Annotated in this window: 14 protein-coding genes and 1 pseudogene; 7 read left to right on the top strand and 8 right to left on the bottom strand. The window is 50.7% G+C overall.

The annotated features are described in order from the left end of the window. The coding region (locus tag UC14_RS01395) for an ABC transporter ATP-binding protein (protein ID WP_112197118.1) at window positions 1-770 on the top strand (770 nt) is incomplete at its 5' end. Further along, entirely contained in the window at window positions 767-1732 is a 966-nt protein-coding gene (locus UC14_RS01390; protein WP_013577987.1) for an ABC transporter ATP-binding protein, read from the top strand. The genes UC14_RS01395 and UC14_RS01390, both read left to right, overlap by 4 nt. Before the next feature lie 18 nt (window positions 1733-1750). On the opposite strand, the gene UC14_RS01385 is transcribed toward UC14_RS01390, so the two are convergent. Next, the gene (locus UC14_RS01385; RefSeq protein WP_013577986.1) at window positions 1751-2674 is read right to left on the bottom strand and encodes a LysR family transcriptional regulator; all 924 of its coding nucleotides are present in this window, start codon (window positions 2672-2674) and stop codon (window positions 1751-1753) included. A 158-nt stretch (window positions 2675-2832) separates the two neighbouring features. Between UC14_RS01385 and UC14_RS01380 the strand changes: the two genes are divergently transcribed. Beyond that, a complete protein-coding gene (locus UC14_RS01380) occupies window positions 2833-3705 on the top strand; it encodes a fumarylacetoacetate hydrolase family protein (protein WP_112151483.1) in 873 nt (290 codons plus the stop codon). Between the two features lie 6 nt (window positions 3706-3711). Here UC14_RS01380 and UC14_RS01375 read toward each other — a convergent pair whose 3' ends face one another. Further along, window positions 3712-5112 (bottom strand): PTS transporter subunit EIIC, encoded by a 1401-nt coding sequence (locus tag UC14_RS01375; protein WP_112197113.1) that lies wholly within the window; start codon window positions 5110-5112, stop codon window positions 3712-3714. Window positions 5113-5436: 324 nt separating this feature from the next. On the opposite strand from UC14_RS01375, the gene UC14_RS01370 reads away from it, so the two are divergent. Then, a complete protein-coding gene (locus UC14_RS01370; protein WP_112197112.1) occupies window positions 5437-6636 on the top strand; it encodes an enolase C-terminal domain-like protein in 1200 nt (399 codons plus the stop codon). A gap of 10 nt (window positions 6637-6646) precedes the next feature. On the opposite strand, the gene UC14_RS01365 is transcribed toward UC14_RS01370, so the two are convergent. Continuing rightward, complete coding sequence (locus UC14_RS01365) at window positions 6647-7357, bottom strand: GntR family transcriptional regulator (protein WP_037032703.1); 711 nt, start codon at window positions 7355-7357, stop codon at window positions 6647-6649. 187 nt (window positions 7358-7544) lie between these two features. Here UC14_RS01365 and UC14_RS01360 point away from each other — a divergent pair, with 187 nt between their 5' ends. The 3 genes and pseudogenes from UC14_RS01360 to UC14_RS26845 all read left to right on the top strand — a co-directional run bounded on the left by UC14_RS01360 (window position 7545) and on the right by UC14_RS26845 (window position 8278). Beyond that, window positions 7545-7841, top strand: coding sequence for a helix-turn-helix transcriptional regulator (locus tag UC14_RS01360; RefSeq protein ID WP_112151594.1), 297 nt, complete (start codon window positions 7545-7547; stop codon window positions 7839-7841). 4 nt (window positions 7842-7845) lie between these two features. Beyond that, window positions 7846-8067, top strand: a pseudogene (locus tag UC14_RS01355) (HipA N-terminal domain-containing protein); the annotation flags it as partial. Beyond that, a complete protein-coding gene (locus UC14_RS26845; protein ID WP_162906103.1) occupies window positions 8024-8278 on the top strand; it encodes a type II toxin-antitoxin system HipA family toxin in 255 nt (84 codons plus the stop codon). The pseudogene UC14_RS01355 and the gene UC14_RS26845, both read left to right, overlap by 44 nt. Window positions 8279-8385: 107 nt before the next feature. Here the strand turns inward: UC14_RS26845 and UC14_RS26975 are convergent, their stop codons facing one another. The 5 genes from UC14_RS26975 to UC14_RS01330 all read right to left on the bottom strand — a co-directional run bounded on the left by UC14_RS26975 (window position 8386) and on the right by UC14_RS01330 (window position 15527). Then, window positions 8386-9156, bottom strand: a complete 771-nt coding sequence (locus UC14_RS26975) for a hypothetical protein (RefSeq protein WP_232829626.1) — start codon at window positions 9154-9156, stop codon at window positions 8386-8388. Between the two features lie 41 nt (window positions 9157-9197). Next, the gene (locus UC14_RS01345; protein ID WP_232829625.1) at window positions 9198-9968 is read right to left on the bottom strand and encodes a hypothetical protein; all 771 of its coding nucleotides are present in this window, start codon (window positions 9966-9968) and stop codon (window positions 9198-9200) included. A 40-nt stretch (window positions 9969-10008) separates the two neighbouring features. Next, window positions 10009-10779, bottom strand: a complete 771-nt coding sequence (locus UC14_RS26840; RefSeq protein ID WP_198670043.1) for a hypothetical protein — start codon at window positions 10777-10779, stop codon at window positions 10009-10011. Further along, window positions 10763-12856 (bottom strand): lipase family protein, encoded by a 2094-nt coding sequence (locus tag UC14_RS01335; protein WP_112197111.1) that lies wholly within the window; start codon window positions 12854-12856, stop codon window positions 10763-10765. The genes UC14_RS26840 and UC14_RS01335 overlap by 17 nt, the downstream gene beginning before the upstream one ends. Before the next feature lie 193 nt (window positions 12857-13049). Beyond that, window positions 13050-15527 (bottom strand): glucose/quinate/shikimate family membrane-bound PQQ-dependent dehydrogenase, encoded by a 2478-nt coding sequence (locus UC14_RS01330; protein ID WP_112197110.1) that lies wholly within the window; start codon window positions 15525-15527, stop codon window positions 13050-13052. Window positions 15528-15772: the final 245 nt, after the last annotated feature.

Raw genomic sequence — 15772 nt, 5'->3', positions numbered from 1 at the left:
TTAAACTGCGGCCGTCACAAATGGCGGATTTGCGCGGTAACCAGCTGGCGATGATTTTTCAGGAACCCATGACCGCGCTGAATCCGGTGCTGACCCTCGGTGAGCAACTTGTCGAGCCGCTGATCCGCCACCGCCGTGAATCGCCGAAACTGGCGTGGGCACATGCGACGGAGATGATCACCAACGTCGGGCTGGCGCGTGCGGAAAGCCTGATGACCAGTTATCCGCATCAGCTTTCGGGCGGTATGTTACAGCGCATCATGATTGCGATGGCGCTGAGCTGTAAGCCGCAGTTGCTGATTGCTGACGAGCCCACCACTGCACTGGACGTCACCGTACAGGCGCAGATCCTGCGTTTATTACGTGAACAGGCGCAGCAAAATCATATGGCACTGATGCTGATCACTCATGATTTGGGCGTGATCGCGCAGATGGCCGACCACGTGGTCGTGATGTACGCCGGTAAAATTGTCGAGCAGGGGGCGACCGCCGATGTGCTGCGCAATCCGCTACATCCGTATACCCAGGGACTTATTGCCTCGAGGCCGACACCGGGCGAACGCCGCCGCCGCTTGTATTCCATTCCCGGTCAGGTACCGGATCTGGCCGCGCTGCCGCCTTACTGCGCATTCACCGAACGCTGTTCCCGCGCCACGGAAAGATGTCGCCAGGGCATTCCGCCGCTGGAAGGTCAGTTCCGGCAGGCCGCATGTTTTTATAGCGGACTGAACGCGGTCAGTGAGAAGGAAAACTGGGGGTTACAGCCATGAGTGCTGAATATCTGATTGAAGTGGATGGCCTGAAAAAGTATTTCCCGATCCGTGACGGCGTATTCGGACAGGAAACCGGGCAGTTGCGGGCCGTGGATGGCGTCAGTTTTAACATCCGCAAGGGCACGATTTTTGGGCTGGTCGGTGAATCCGGCAGCGGTAAAACCACCGTAGGACGCACGTTGCTGGGGCTGTATGACAAAACGGCGGGCAGCGTAAAATTTCGTGGCGAAGACCTGCACGGACTGAAACCTAAGCAACTGAAAGCGTTACGCCCGAAAATCCAGCTGGTCTTTCAGGATCCTTACAGTTCGCTGAACCCGCGCATCCGCATTGGTGATGCTATCGGTGAAGCGATGCTGGAACACAAGCTGTGTACGCGGGCGCAACTGCACGGGAAAGTGGTGGAGGTGATGAAGATCTGCGGGCTGTCGCCGCTGCATTACAACCGTTTCCCGCATGAGTTTTCCGGCGGTCAGCGCCAGCGTATCGGCATCGCCCGCGCGCTGATCCTGCAACCTGATTTCATTATTGCCGACGAACCCATTTCGGCGCTGGACGTGTCGATTCAGGCACAGATCATTAATTTGTTCGCGGATTTACGTGACGATCACGGCGTGACGTTTCTGTTTATCTCGCACGATCTCGGCGTGGTGGAACATCTGTGTGATGACGTGGCGGTGATGTATCTCGGCCAGTTAGTGGAAACGGCCAGCCGCGATGCGTTGTTCTGTCAGCCCCTGCATCCGTATACGCAGGCGCTGCTGGCGGCGGTGCCGACGCTGGATCCGGACAGTGAGCCGGTGGCGATGGTCAGTGGTGAAATTCCGGATCCGTCAAAACCGCCTGCCGGTTGTCGTTTCCATACCCGCTGCCCGTGTGCAACCGACCGTTGTCATAAAGAAATTCCGTTACTGCGTGAGGTAGAAAGCGGTCATCACGTGGCCTGCCATCTGGTGTAAAAACAAGCCCGCCGGATTTCAGTCTTCCATGATCCGGCGGGCTTCCATCTGCATTTTTTGCCCAACGCTTTTGGTCACGTCGATCACTTTCTGTGTGGCCGGTGAAAGAAACGCACCTTCCAGCCAGGTGATCCCGACCCGGCGTTCCATCACTAACTGGTCGTTATCAATACGGATCAGCCGCGAAAGGAATTCTTCTTCCACCAGAATATTCTCCGACAAAAAGCTCAGCAATCCGCTTTTCGCAATCAGCCCCGGCACCGACGCCAGTGAGCTGATTTCCACTTTCACGTCTGGCGGTGAGCAATGATTTTCATAGAACATTTTATCCAGCCACTGGCGCATCGACACGGTTTTCGCCGGTAAAATCCAGCCATAACGGCTGAGTTCACGCAGGCTGGCGGGTTTACCGGCCAGCGGGTGATCGCGTGACGCGGCGACGATCACCCGGTCGGCGGTTACCGGCAACTGCACCACCGGGCTGTCGTAGTTGACCAGCGGACCGATGATCACATCGATCGCATGACGTTCCAGCAACGTAAAAAGCACATCGTTCATGCCGATCTGGATTTCCAGTTTCATATTCGGCACCTGCGATTGCAGCATTTTGCAGATTTCAGGCAGTAAGAATTGTGTCGCAGAACCTGAGACACCCACGCGAACGATACCGCCCGCGCCGCTGCTCAGTTCATTCATGATTTCCCCAAGCTCAAGATAGGAGCTTTGCAGCGCTAAACCACGCTGATAAAGCACCCGTCCCGCCTCGGTCAGTTCCAGCCCGCGACCTGCCCGTTTGAACAGTTTGATGTTCAGTTCTTTCTCTAAACGGGTGATGGATTTCGAAAGCGCAGGCTGAGTTATATTTAAATTTTGTGACGCAAGTCTCAAATTCATTATCTGCGCAGCCGTCACGAAATACTCTAAGTCTCTGTTATTTAACATTGATTCCTGAAATTCATCAATTTGATAATAAAATATAGTAGAAGGCATGAGAGGCAGGGTCAATAATCACGCCAACGTTGTGACCGGCACGCCGTTTTCGCAACACGAACGCCAGCGAATTTACCTGTTTTAAGTAAAATAAGAATCTAAGTGCATCTATGAAAATTGTTAATTTCACCATCAATAAAGACCACACCAAAAGCTTCGGTATCTACCAAAAAGAGGGGATTGTCGACGTCGGCAGTCACTCAGGATGCCGCGATATTAACGAATTCATGGCACGCCATTCACTTGCAGAACTGCAACGCTATGTTGAGTCCCCTGCGGATCTTCAACTGAATGACATCAGTTTCCTGCCGGTTATCGACAGGCCGGGCAAAATTTTCGGCGTGGGCATGAACTACGCGGAAAAACGCAAAGAATTTAATGAAACCAGCGACGCGCCGACATTGTTTGTCCGCTTCGCGGATTCGCAGGTCGGTCACAATGGCACCATCATTAAACCGGCTTCTTCTGAGCAGTTTGATTATGAAGGCGAACTGGCGATTATTATCGGCCGCACGGGCCGCAATATTTCAGCAGAAAACGCACTCGATTTTGTCGCCGGTTACAGCTGCTACATGGATGGCTCAGTACGCGACTGGCAGCATAAATGGTATACCGCAGGTAAAAACTGGCCATCGACAGGCGCATTTGGCCCGTGGATGGTGACGCCGGATGAAGTCGGCGACCCGCAAAATCTGAGTATCAAAACCTGGCTGAATGACCGGCTGGTGCAGGACGACACCACAGCCAATATGGTGCACACCATTCCGCAGATGATTGCCTACATCAGCACCTTCACCCAGCTTTCTCCGGGCGATGTGATCATGACCGGTTCACCGGGCGGTGTGGGTAAAACCCGCGTACCGCCGTTGTTCCTGCATGAGAATGACAAGATTGAAGTGGAAATCGAAAATATCGGGCGTCTGACCAATCTTATTCAGAATGCACCGCTGTCTGAGCTTACGCATTCAAAGACAGCGGCCTGATAAATCTCAGCGCGTTTGATTCACCAAAGGCACCGATTGTTCGGTGCCTTTGTTTTTGACGACCATCAGGTAGGTCAGCGTAAACGACAGCCCCAGTGACAGCACTACGCCCATCAGAATGTAAATGAAATAGGGACCGATGTAAGCGGGCAGGCTGAAAATGCTCGACAGAATATAGCCGTACAAACGCACTCCGAAGAACGCGATAAATGCCGACGCCACGGAACTGCTGATGGTGGTGGCGATAAAGGCTTTTTTGTAGCGCGTCAGCACGCCGAATAATGCCGGTTCGGTGATCCCCAGCAAGCCGGAAATCGCCGCAGAGAGCACCACGGATTTTTGTTCACGGGTTTTAACGTGGAAATAAATCGCAAAGGTGGATCCGGCAATCGCCATGTTGGCCATAAACATCATCGGCATCAGCATGTCCCAGCCCTGATCGGTAAAGTTCTGCAACGCAATTGGCGTCATGGCGTGATGCATGCCGGTGAGGATCGCCACCGGGCGGATCGCGCCGACAATAAAGCCCGCAAACACCGCCGATACATCGAACAATCCCTGGATGCCAAACGCCAGCAACTTACCGAGATAAATCCCCGCCGGACCAATCAGCGTCAGTGACACCAGCGCCGCGATAAACAAGGTCAGCGTCGGCGTAAAGACGGTTTTCAGCACATCCGGCATGATTCTATCGACCCAGCGATGGATGTAACTCAGCGCCAGCACCGAGAAAATCACCGGAATGACGCTTGCCGAATAGTTGAAAACAGACACCGGCAGCACATCCATAAAATACAACGCGGTCGGTGCCCCGGCCGTGTGGCTGGCGAGTGCTTTCGCCGCGTCCATCAGTGTCGGGTACATCAGGCAGGCGGCTACGGCAGCAGCCAGATATTCATTGGTTTTGAAGATCTTCGCCGCAGAAACCGCGAGGAAAAACGGCAGGAAGTAAAATACGCCGCTGGCGATCAAATCGATGATCATCACGGTTTCGCTTTTAGCCGATATGACTTTCAGGGCAATCAGTCCGGCCAGTAAACCTTTAATCATCCCCGCGCCCGCAATGGCCGGAACGATCGGGCCGAACACGCCGGAGACAGTATCCATGAACATCGATACCAGGCTTTTTCTTCCTTTTGTGGAAACATTTCCTGTTGGTGTTTCGGCGTTGCCGCTCACCGGATCCAGTTGCGACACGATGGCCTCGTACCAGACATTCACCTTTGGTCCGATGATGATTTGCACCTGATCACTCTGGCTTTGCGCGCCGAGCACGCCGGGCAGATTTTTAATCTCATCCCAGGCCACTTTATTTTCGTCGCGTAAATCAAAACGCAGGCGGGTCATGCAGTGCCAGACTTTATTAATATTTCCCGCACCGCCCACCAGTTTAATTACCGAGAGCATTATTTCTGTATTCACCCTGAACCCCGCGACGAAAAAATCAATTATTCTTTATTTGAGTGAAGAGGAGTGTAATGAGGGATATTTTTAAAAACAAACCAATAAAACAGGATCCCCGTCACAGAACTTCACTGATCGGTGCTGGTTTAGTGCATCATGGTTAAATTGGTCTGTTTTTTGGCGATATTCAGCCATGCTTTCAAACCAAAATAAAAGCCTGAATTTTAGGTTTACAAGCAGGATAAAAATACGTTGAAATAACCCCAATACGAATATTCCCGCCGCCTTTTTGTGAAAAGGAATTACGGTCTTTATTAAGGATTTATCATGCAGCCTGTGCTGATTACTCATATCGAATGTCAGATAACGCGCCCTGATCGTCATAATTTAGTGGTGGTCAGAATTGAAACCGATCGTGGTATTTTCGGTCTGGGCTGCGCGACATTCCAGCAGCGCCCGCTGGCGGTCAAACTGATGGTGGATGAATATCTCAAACCGCTTTTGATCGGCCGCGATGCCAATCACATCGAAGATTTGTGGCAGATGATGATGGTGAACGCTTACTGGCGTAACGGACCGGTGATCAATAACGCCATTGCGGGCATTGATATGGCGCTGTGGGATATCAAAGGCAAGCTGGCAGATATGCCGCTGTATCATCTGTTTGGCGGTAAATCGAAAGATGCCGTCACGGCGTACAGCCATGCGGCCGGTGAAACGCTGGAAGAATTGTACGGTGAAGTGGATCGCTTGCTGGCTGAAGGTTACCGCCATATCCGCTGCCAGCTAGGTTTTTACGGCGGTAATGCGCGTGATTTCCACAGCACCCGCCAACCGACGGCGGGTGCGTATTACGATCAGGATCAGTACATCGACAACACGCTGGCGATGTTCAAAGCGCTGCGTGAAAAATACGGCAATCAGTTCCACATTCTGCACGACGTTCACGAACGGTTGTTCCCGCAGCAGGCGGTGCAGTTCGCCAAAGCCGTCGAGCAGTACCGGCCTTACTTTATCGAAGATATTCTGCCGCCGGACCAGAACGAATGGCTGGCGCAAATCCGCAGCCAGACTGCGGTGCCGCTGGCGACCGGTGAATTATTTAATAATCCGGCGGAATGGAAAGATCTGGTTATTAACCGCCGCATAGACTTTATCCGCTGCCATGTTTCGCAAATCGGCGGTATCACACCGGCATTAAAACTGGCGCATTTCTGTCAGAGCTTTGGCGTGCGACTGGCGTGGCATTGTCCGCCTGATATGACGCCGATTGGTGCAGCCGTGAATACGCATCTGAATATTCATCTGCATAATGCGGCAATTCAGGAATTTGTCGCGTATCCGGCTAACACGCAGCAGGTCTTTCCGGGCGCACGGGCACCGGAGAACGGGTATTTCTATCCGGGAGAAGAAGCGGGCATTGGTGTGGGCTTTAACAGCCAGGCTGCGGCTGAATTTCCGGTGGTGTACCGTCCGCATGAATGGACGCAAAGCCGCCTGCCGGACGGCGTGATCCACACGCCCTGACAACAGGGTGTTACTTCTGGCGGAAAGCCAGATTGTCCTGATTAAACGGGATGACGTAGGTACAGGAATAATCGATGTCGATAATGTCGCTGAACGCATAAACTTTGCCGCCCTGCAAAATGCCTCTGTTGGTAATGTGCATGGCGGCAATGCCTTTTTTACATCCCAGGATGTGCGCCTGTTCTTTATTGACTGTCACCGCCTGATAGCGGGTGAGGGAATGTGAAATCGCATAGCCCTTGCTCAGAACATATTGCTGAATGGAATGTTCGATGGTCTTCTGATTCAGATCACCAAATTCACGGGCAGGCATACGGGAGTATTCAATCTGTACGTTGCGCTGGCTGATACGCCGCAAACGGGTGAATGCCCAGATAAAATCATCCACACTCAGATCGAAAACCTGCTGCTCTTCTTTATCCGGCCGCCGCTTGTGCAGCTCCAGCATTTTAAAGCTGATTTCGGCGAATTTCTTTTCGGTGATCGAGTTGTACACCAGCGGATTACTGCTCACGCCGGGGTTAATGTAAATTCCCGAGCCCTGCACAATGCGCACCGCCCCGATGCTCACCAGTTTTTCCAGCGCCTTGCGCACGGTAAAGCGCGAAACCCCGTATTCTTCCGCTAACTGGCGCTCCGGTGGTAACTTCTCCGGCAGCGATCCGCTGTTCTGATAAATCTTGCTCAGTAAATCCTGAGCGATAAATTCGCTTTTTTTCATGAGGTTTCATCCGTGCGTGGAACAGGTATTTGAGCATGAGGAGGCGGTAGCGGGCAAATTACAGCGTATAAACTGTATTTATCTTTTACAGCTTTCAGGCTGTATTTTGTTTTTACAGCCTTTAGGGTGTAATGTGCTGAATACAGCCTATAATCTGTATAAGAACCGCGATACCAGAGCCAAAATAATGAATACAGTCTATCCGTTAAAAACACTTAACCAGCTCCGTCCGTTACTGGTGGGGTTCCGTAAGGAAAAAGGTCTGACGCAAAAGGATGTGTCAGAAAAACTGGGCGTGACCCAGCAGACATATGCCCGACTGGAGGCAAACCCTGCCGCTGCCAGCCTTGACCGGCTGTTTCGGGTATTTAATGTGTTGGGCATTGAGATGGTGTTTTCCTCACAATCCGATCCTGAAAAACCCTCTATGGAGGAAATTAAGCCGGATTATTTAAGTACGCCCGCCAGAAAGGAACAATGGTGATGATATGCGTCGTGCGCAGCAGCGTTTAGCGATATGGATGAACGGTATTCCTGTGGGGTACTGGGAAAAGCAAAAAGGCGAGGATCGTTTACAGTACTCGCCCGAATGGACGGAGGACCCACAAGGGCGACCTTTGTCGCTTTCCCTGCCGTTTACGCCGGGTAATCAGGTGCATCGCGGCAATGTGGTTCGCGATTATTTTGACAATTTATTACCTGATCAGCAAGATCCTGCGCAGGCATTGGATTAAGCAGGGCGAGCAGAGCGGGTTAGGTAAACGGCAAATAGAAACCATGATCGATGAGATCATCGAGCTCGTACCGGTCGTTATTGAAAATGTCGCAAGGCAGCTCCCTGCTTCGTTTCCTCCTGAACTGGCAGACGCTATTTTTACCGGGATGGAACAGCAGCGGGTGAGGCTGGAGGCGCAGGTTTAAGATATCAGCACCGCGCGACAAAGCCCCGCCGGTGCAGACCCGCGGGGCTTTATTTACACTGAGAATTCAACTTCTTCCTCCCTGAAGGTAACTTCATAATGACATCGTTATTTCATGGAAAGCAGCTTTTCATAATTAGGTTCGTTAGGTTTTGTTTTTTCAACGCTTCCATCGGGATAGGTTAACGTAATCATTCCAGGTGGTGGGTTTGGACTCTCAAGAATTATAATCTTGTTCATATGTATAATAGGTTCGATAAATATTTTCTGAGTATCATGGAGTCTGTAACGTCGGCTCCATTTTTCGTAATCGGTATCTCCACCAAAGAATCTCAATGAGGTTTTCTCGAACATGTGATTTATAAAAATCCTCGGAAAGAAATCGGTTTTTAGACTAAGATCGCCACTGACTTTTTTCGCTCTTCCTGTTCCGTAACCATCACTGAAACCATAATCATCGAAATCAAAGATATAATTAGTCTCGATAACCTCTTTTTCCTTTGCCAAGGGATTCCCATCAGCGATCTTAAAACTGACTTTAATGGAATTGAGTTGCCACTGGCATGACCCGCCGCCATCAATAGCAATCCGCTGCTGTCTGATATCACTGTTTACCTGCGGGTTGAATGCCTGCATAAAACCGTTATATCCGCGAATTTCATAGGCTTCATTATTCGAGTTATAGCTTTTAGTCTTGCACCGTTCAGAACGGTAAAGCATTTGCAATGGCAACAGTGTAATGCCCTCAGGAACCCTGACGGCTATGGTTACTCGCCGGGCATTTTCCGGCGGTGACAGCGTCTGATCTGTTTTGCCATAACAGGCGGAAAGCAAAAATACTGTCGGCAGCAAAAGGGCTGTTTTATTTAGAAAATTCAACTTCTTCCTCCTTGAAAATGTAAAACGAAAGAATTACTTTTCTATTTCATCGATAGTAGCTTTTCATAATCAGGTTTTGTATACAAAGCTTTTTGCTTACTACTATCAGGATAAGTCACAATTATATTTCCTGGAGATTGATTTGGTCCCTCAAGTATAACTACTCGATTAAAATGTACGACAGGGTTTATAACGATAGTTTTAATATCATTAACCCTGTAACGTTGACTCCATTTTTCGTGTCGGGTATCCCCACCAAATAACTCCAGTGTCGTTTTTTTGAATTTGTGACTAATAAATATTTCTGGGAAAAAATCTGTTCTGATATCTAGATCGCCACTGACTTTTTTTGCTCTTCCTGTTCCATAACCATCACTGAATCCATAATCATCAAAATCAAAGATATAATTAGTAGCGAAAACCTCTTTTCTTTTAACGAGAGGATTGCCATCAGCGATCTTAAAACTGACTTTAATGGAATTAAGCTGCCACTGGCATTTTCCGCCGCCATCAATGGCGATATGTGCCCGCCAGATATTGCTGCTTCCTTGCTGACCGAATGGCTTCTCGAAATCGTTATAACCGGGAATATCATGAGGCTCATTACTCGAGTTATAACGCACTGTTTTACACTTATTTGAACGGTAAAGAACTTCCATTGGTAAAAGAACGGTATCTGCCGGAAGCGTGAAGACCACGTCGACCCACTTTGCATTCTGAGGTGGAGACAGAGTGCGGTCGGGAGTGTTATCACAGCCATAAAGCAGCACGATAAAGGATATAACCGCATAATTCTTATTTAAAAAATTCAACTTCTTCCTCCTTGCATATGTAAAACGAAAGAATCCCTTTCTATTTCATCGATAGTAGCTTTTCATAATCAGGCTTTATCTTGCGTACATGCTCAATGCTTCCATTGGGATAAGTGATCATCATCCCGACTCCACGTTCTTCATCACCCTGTAGTAATACCTCTTTCTGAGAGTGTAATATCGGTTCAATGGCTATTTTCTGAGTATCTTGAAGTTTGTAACGTCGGCTCCATCTGTCATAATTTGTGTCACCACCAAACATCTCAATAGATGTTTGATTGAACATTTGATTTATAATAACCATAGGGAAAAAATCTGTTTTCAATTCAAGATTTCCACTGACCATGATTGCCCTACCTGTACCGTAGCCATCACTGAATCCATAATCATCAAAGTCAAAGATATAATTGGTCGCAAACCCCTTTTTCCCCTGCACCAGAGGATTATTATCAGCAATCCTAAAACTGACCTTGATAGAATTAAGCTGCCACTGGCATTTTCCGCCGCCATCAATGGCGATATGTGCCCGCCAGATATTACTGCTTCCTTGCTGACCGAATGGCTTCTCGAAATCGTTATAACCGGGAATATCATGAGGTTCATTACTCGAGTTATAACGCACTGTTTTACACTTATCTGAACGGTAAAGAACTTCCATTGGTAAAAGAACGGTATCTGCCGGAAGCGTGAAGACCACGTCGATCCACTTTGCATTCTGAGGTGGAGACAGAGTGCGGTCGGGAGTGTTATCGCAGCCATAAAGCAGCACGATAAAGGGTAAAAGCGCATAATTCTTATTTAGAAAATTCAACTTCTTCCTCCGTAACTGCAGCAAAACGGATCAGGGCATTTTTGCCCACATCTTCTGACCGGGTGCGGGTTAGCGCCACCGGCAACATATCCTGAAGCGCTATAAATTCCCGGTTTCGCTGTACTTCATCCTGATTAGCACTTCCTTTGGCAGTTGCTTCAATCTCCTGCCTGAACTCAGCCCGCTTCTCCTTCCGGTCCATCTCAAGATCCGGATTTGCCAGCTCAAGTACCTGATTATGGATATAAGGCAGGTAGCGGTGTGCCATAGAATGGCTGGAAGGGTTACTCAAAAGTCCGTCCAGTTCGGGATTAGTGTTTCTGGGGAAGGTTTTTCTCAGGTTAACGGTATCCAGACACCCGATAAACTTCGCCTGATGCTCGCCGGTGGCATTAAGGCATTCTTCATTCAGTGATGGCACCAGAAAGAGTTTAACCGACTGCTTAATACAGGTGCTCACCACGCCGGGTGCCGGATTATCGCTGCCTCCGCCACCTATCCATGGCACATTTTGTTGGCGGGATTTCATTACGCACTGCTGAGCCTGGAAAAATATCACCGTATTGCCATGATGCCAGTAGGGATCTTTTTTATCGGAAATTCCTGTGGACTGAAAAGCCAGGTCACGAACAGCAACTCCCAAACCGGTGAGCGTTGTCACAGACCAGTCAAAGCCGAGTTTGTCGCCCAGTGGTCCCCATTTCTCATAGAAGATATTGTCTAAATCAGCATCGGGAGGAATTTGGGTGACTGAATCATTATCATTGACGTGGCGGTAGTGAGTTACTGCGTCCAGTCCGAGCACTGCCGCACGGGTGAAGGTGCGTGGCATACCGAAGGTATACAGAATAGGACGGCTGTTCTTCATTTCGGCAGCATAGGTTAACGCCAGCGCACCACCTAGACTGTGCCCACAGACAAATAGCGTTTTCTTTCCGTCCGTCAGGGATTCACTCACAATATCTAATTTGTCTTTAAACTTCTGCTTAGCCAAATCATAAGCTTCCAGAAAACCGCCGTGAATATTACCCACGCCACCAAGCTCGGGCAGACATTTTTTGGGCGCAAAGGAGATATCTGTCAGAGCGTTAAGCAGGCTGTCAGTACCGCACCATGCAACGATTATGTGCTTGCCGCATTCCACCGTGAATAACCGGGCATCGCCTTTTGGCTGTTCCCCTTCAGTCGTATTTAAATAAACGGCTTTGAGATAACGTTCACGGAAAGGTACATCTACGGCCAGTGTATGGTAATAAGACGGAAATTCGGCAAACTGCGGGATTGCAGACAGATCCAGGCATTTTTGCCCGAAAAAGTATGCCACGGTTTTATTCTCTTTTTCAGCCGAATAGGCGAGGTCAGCCATAATGCCGAGGTTGAGGCTGTTGGCAAGGTCAAACCCGGTGGTGTCATGCAGTGCCAGCACCCACGCCCGGAACGGGCAGATTTCAATGACGTGCCGCTGCTTCAACGCCTGACACGCAATCTCTGTGCCTTTCAGCGAACGCCCTTGCTGAAAATGAAACTCCGGTGGCTCCTTCTCCTCCCAGCCTTCAATGTGAGGTAACTGATCGCAAAGTTCACCTATGGTCACGTAATGGTGGATATGTCCTGCGGCCTCGGCTTTTTCCTGTACGTCAGATCGCCAGCTTTTATCTCGCGTTTCCCGACGAAAGACATTTTTGCTCACCGGCTGGCTGTTAGGATTGCGCCGAAGTCCCAGCGGGCGCTGCTCCATTTCGTCGGCCAGCTGCTGTGCGTCTGCTTTTACGTCGACCGTTATCCAGGACAAATCGTCGAACCTGACCAGTCCCTGGCTGTCTGTCACTCCGGCAGGGGGATTAGGTGGTGGTGTGGGATCGTAGTGGTGATTACTATATTTTTTCCACATCGCGACGTCTTGCGCGGATGCCAGCGGATGGTATTCCAGTGTGACCTTCAGTCCGGTAACGGGGAGATTATTCTCATCGACAAATTGCAGTTCCAGCCAGAATCTGGGGGTTTCACCACGGCAGTAAACAACCTTACCTTTGGGTGCAACACTGGTGATAACGCTGTTGTCTCCGATGATTTCCATGCCAATTCCTTTTGGTTAGTAAGGGTAATGGTTGCATCATACTCGTCACTCTCCTTAACCCAAATTATTTGTTTAGTATGTTTTAACATTGCTGTCGTGAAGACAGGAACATCATTAAAGGTATCTGTGGGTTACGTTCAACAAAAAAGCCCGCCGGTCTGCACCAGCGGGCTTTGTCATTGACTGCGAAATCTTACTTCTGATCAGGCAGCGCGTAGGCGATCACGTAGTCGCCGCGTTCTGCGGACTGACGTGCGCCACCGGCGCTGATGATGATGTACTGTTTACCGGTTTTCGGTGAAACGTAGGTCATCGGGCCGGACTGGCTGCCGACCGGCAGACGGGATTTCCAGATTTCTTTACCGTTTGCGGTATCGAACGCGCGCAGATAGAAATCCTGCGTACCGGCGAAGAACAGCAGGCCGGATTGCGTTGACAGGCTCGCGCCCAGCGTTGGCATACCGACTTCCATTGGCATGCGCATTTTGATGCCCAGCGGACCGGTGTCTTTCACCGTACCGACCGGCACCTGCCAGACGATTTTGCCGGTTTTCAGGTTCACCGCAGACATGGTACCGAACGGTGGTTTCTGGCAAGGAATGCCCAGCGGAGACAGGAAACGCTCGCGGACTGCGCCATAAGGTGTGCCGTCCATCGGTACCAACCCCATCTCGATGCCGCTCGCGCCGGTCGGAACCTGGGCACGCGGAACCATGTAGTTCGCCAGACCCAGACGCATATCATTCACGAACATGATGGCGTTGTTCGGGTCAACCGAGACGCTGCCCCAGTTCATGCCGCCCAGAGAACCCGGGAATTGCAGGGAACGATCCAGACCCGGAGGCGTGTAAACGCCCTGGTGACGCATGCCTTTAAACTCGATGCGGCACAGCAGCTGATCCATTGGTGTCGCGCCCCACATATCAGACTCTTTCAGCGTCTGGTTGCCGATGTTTGGCATACCGACAGAGAAAGGCTGCGTTTTGGAGTAGCGTTCGCCAGGGACATTACCCTGCGGTACTTCGCGGTTTTCCACTTTGGCGACCGGCTGGCCGGTTTCGCGGTTCAGCATGAAGATCATGCCTTGTTTGGAGGTCTGCACCAGAACCGGCGTGCTGCCACCTTTCCCGTCCGGCAGGTCATACAGCAGCGGCTGAGACGGCAGGTCGAAGTCCCACAGATCGTGATGGGTGGTCTGGAAGGTCCAGCGGATTTTACCGGTGGCCACATCTACCGCAACAACAGAAGAACTGTATTTGTCATCCAGCTCGGTACGCGTGCCGCCGAAGAAGTCTGGCGTCGCGTTACCGGTAGGCATGTAAATCAGACCCAGTTTTGGATCGTAGGACATGGCCGACCAGACGTTTGGCGTACCACGGGTATAAGTCTGACCTTCCGGTGGCAGTTTGGTGATGTTCGGATTACCCGGATCCCATGCCCACACCAGTGCGCCGGTGTGCACGTCGAATGCACGCACTACGCCCGGAGGTTCGCCGGTGGAGAAGTTATCCGCTACGCGACCACCGACAACCACTACGTTATCCGCGACCAGCGGGGTAGAGGTTTGCTGGTAGTAGCCAGGTTTCACTTCGCCCATGCCGACTTTCAGATCCACCACGCCGTTGTCACCGAAATCAGCGCAAGGCTTGCCGGTGTCGGCGTTGATGGCGATCAGACGGGCATCAATGGTTGGCAGGAACAGACGACGTTCACAGGTAGCGCTGACGGTACCGCCGGTAGCCGCAGGCGTTTGCGGTGCGTTAGTGGCAGGCGCGGCAGCTTCTGAAGCAGCGGTCGGGCTTGCCGGTTCAGCAGCAGGCACAGCGGCAGGTTGTGCCGCGGGTGCCTGTGGCGCGGCGCTGTTCTCGTAATAGCCCAGCCCGCGGCAACGCTGCCAGTTAGGTGCGGTGGAGTTGGAATCGTAAGACCACAGCTTTTTACCGTCATCCACATTCAGGGCGATCACTTTGCTGTAAGCGGTACACACAAACAGCTTGTCACCGATTTGCAGCGGCGTGTTCTGGTCTTCAGCGCCGGAGCCGTTGCTCTGTGGGATATCACCGGTATGGGCAATCCACGCAACCTGAAGTTTATCCACGTTGGTTTTGTTGATCTGATCCAGTGCAGCAAAACGGTCGCCAGCGGTAGTGTTACCCCAGTTTTCCCAGTTCTTCTGCTCTGCACCTTTATCTACCGGTTTCACCGGCACCTGATCGCTGTCGGCGCTGATGATTGGCGTCGGCACGAAGGTATTACCGAATGCGGCAATCAGCGCAACGGCCAGAACAGCCGCCAGCGAGAAGCCTGGCCCTTTACGCACCACCAGGCCCGCGCGTGCCTGAAGCAACGGATAGGCCAGTGCCACCAGGAAAGCCAGCACGCCGAAAGTGAACAGGCGGGAGAACAGCGGCCAGAACGTGAAGCCCGCGTCCCAGACAGCCCAGATAATAGAAAGCACAAAGGCCACGGCATACAGCCATGCGCCTGACGGCTTACCTTTAAAAATCAAAACGGCGGAAACGATGAGCGCCAGACCCATCAGCAGGAAGTAAACGCTTCCTCCTAATGTGGCCAGGTACGCACCACCGATACCGAGTGTCAGGCCGATGACGACCATCAGCGCACTCAGTAACCAGAGGAGCCACGTCCACTTGTTATTTGTTGTTGGCATGATTTATCTCACTGCATTGGTTTGTAGAAAATAGGTTGTAGAGAACTGTTGATGAAAAGCTGGTACCACTTAATGACCACCCGTTATTAAATGAACCAAATAGAACAATTTCGCGCAAAGAGTAATACTTCTCATCGAGGTTGTGAATGTGTAACGAAGAGTTTGAAATTAGGTAAATTATTATAGATTAGATTATTATTTATGCAGGTAAATTTTATTCATTGATTTTAAAGAATAAAATAAAG

Source organism: Rahnella sp. NRRL B-41462 (assembly GCF_003263525.1).
Taxonomy (GTDB): domain Bacteria; phylum Pseudomonadota; class Gammaproteobacteria; order Enterobacterales; family Enterobacteriaceae; genus Rahnella; species Rahnella aceris.
Note: the sequence above shows the minus strand (reverse complement) of the source record. Positions and strands in the feature narration are given on the sequence as shown.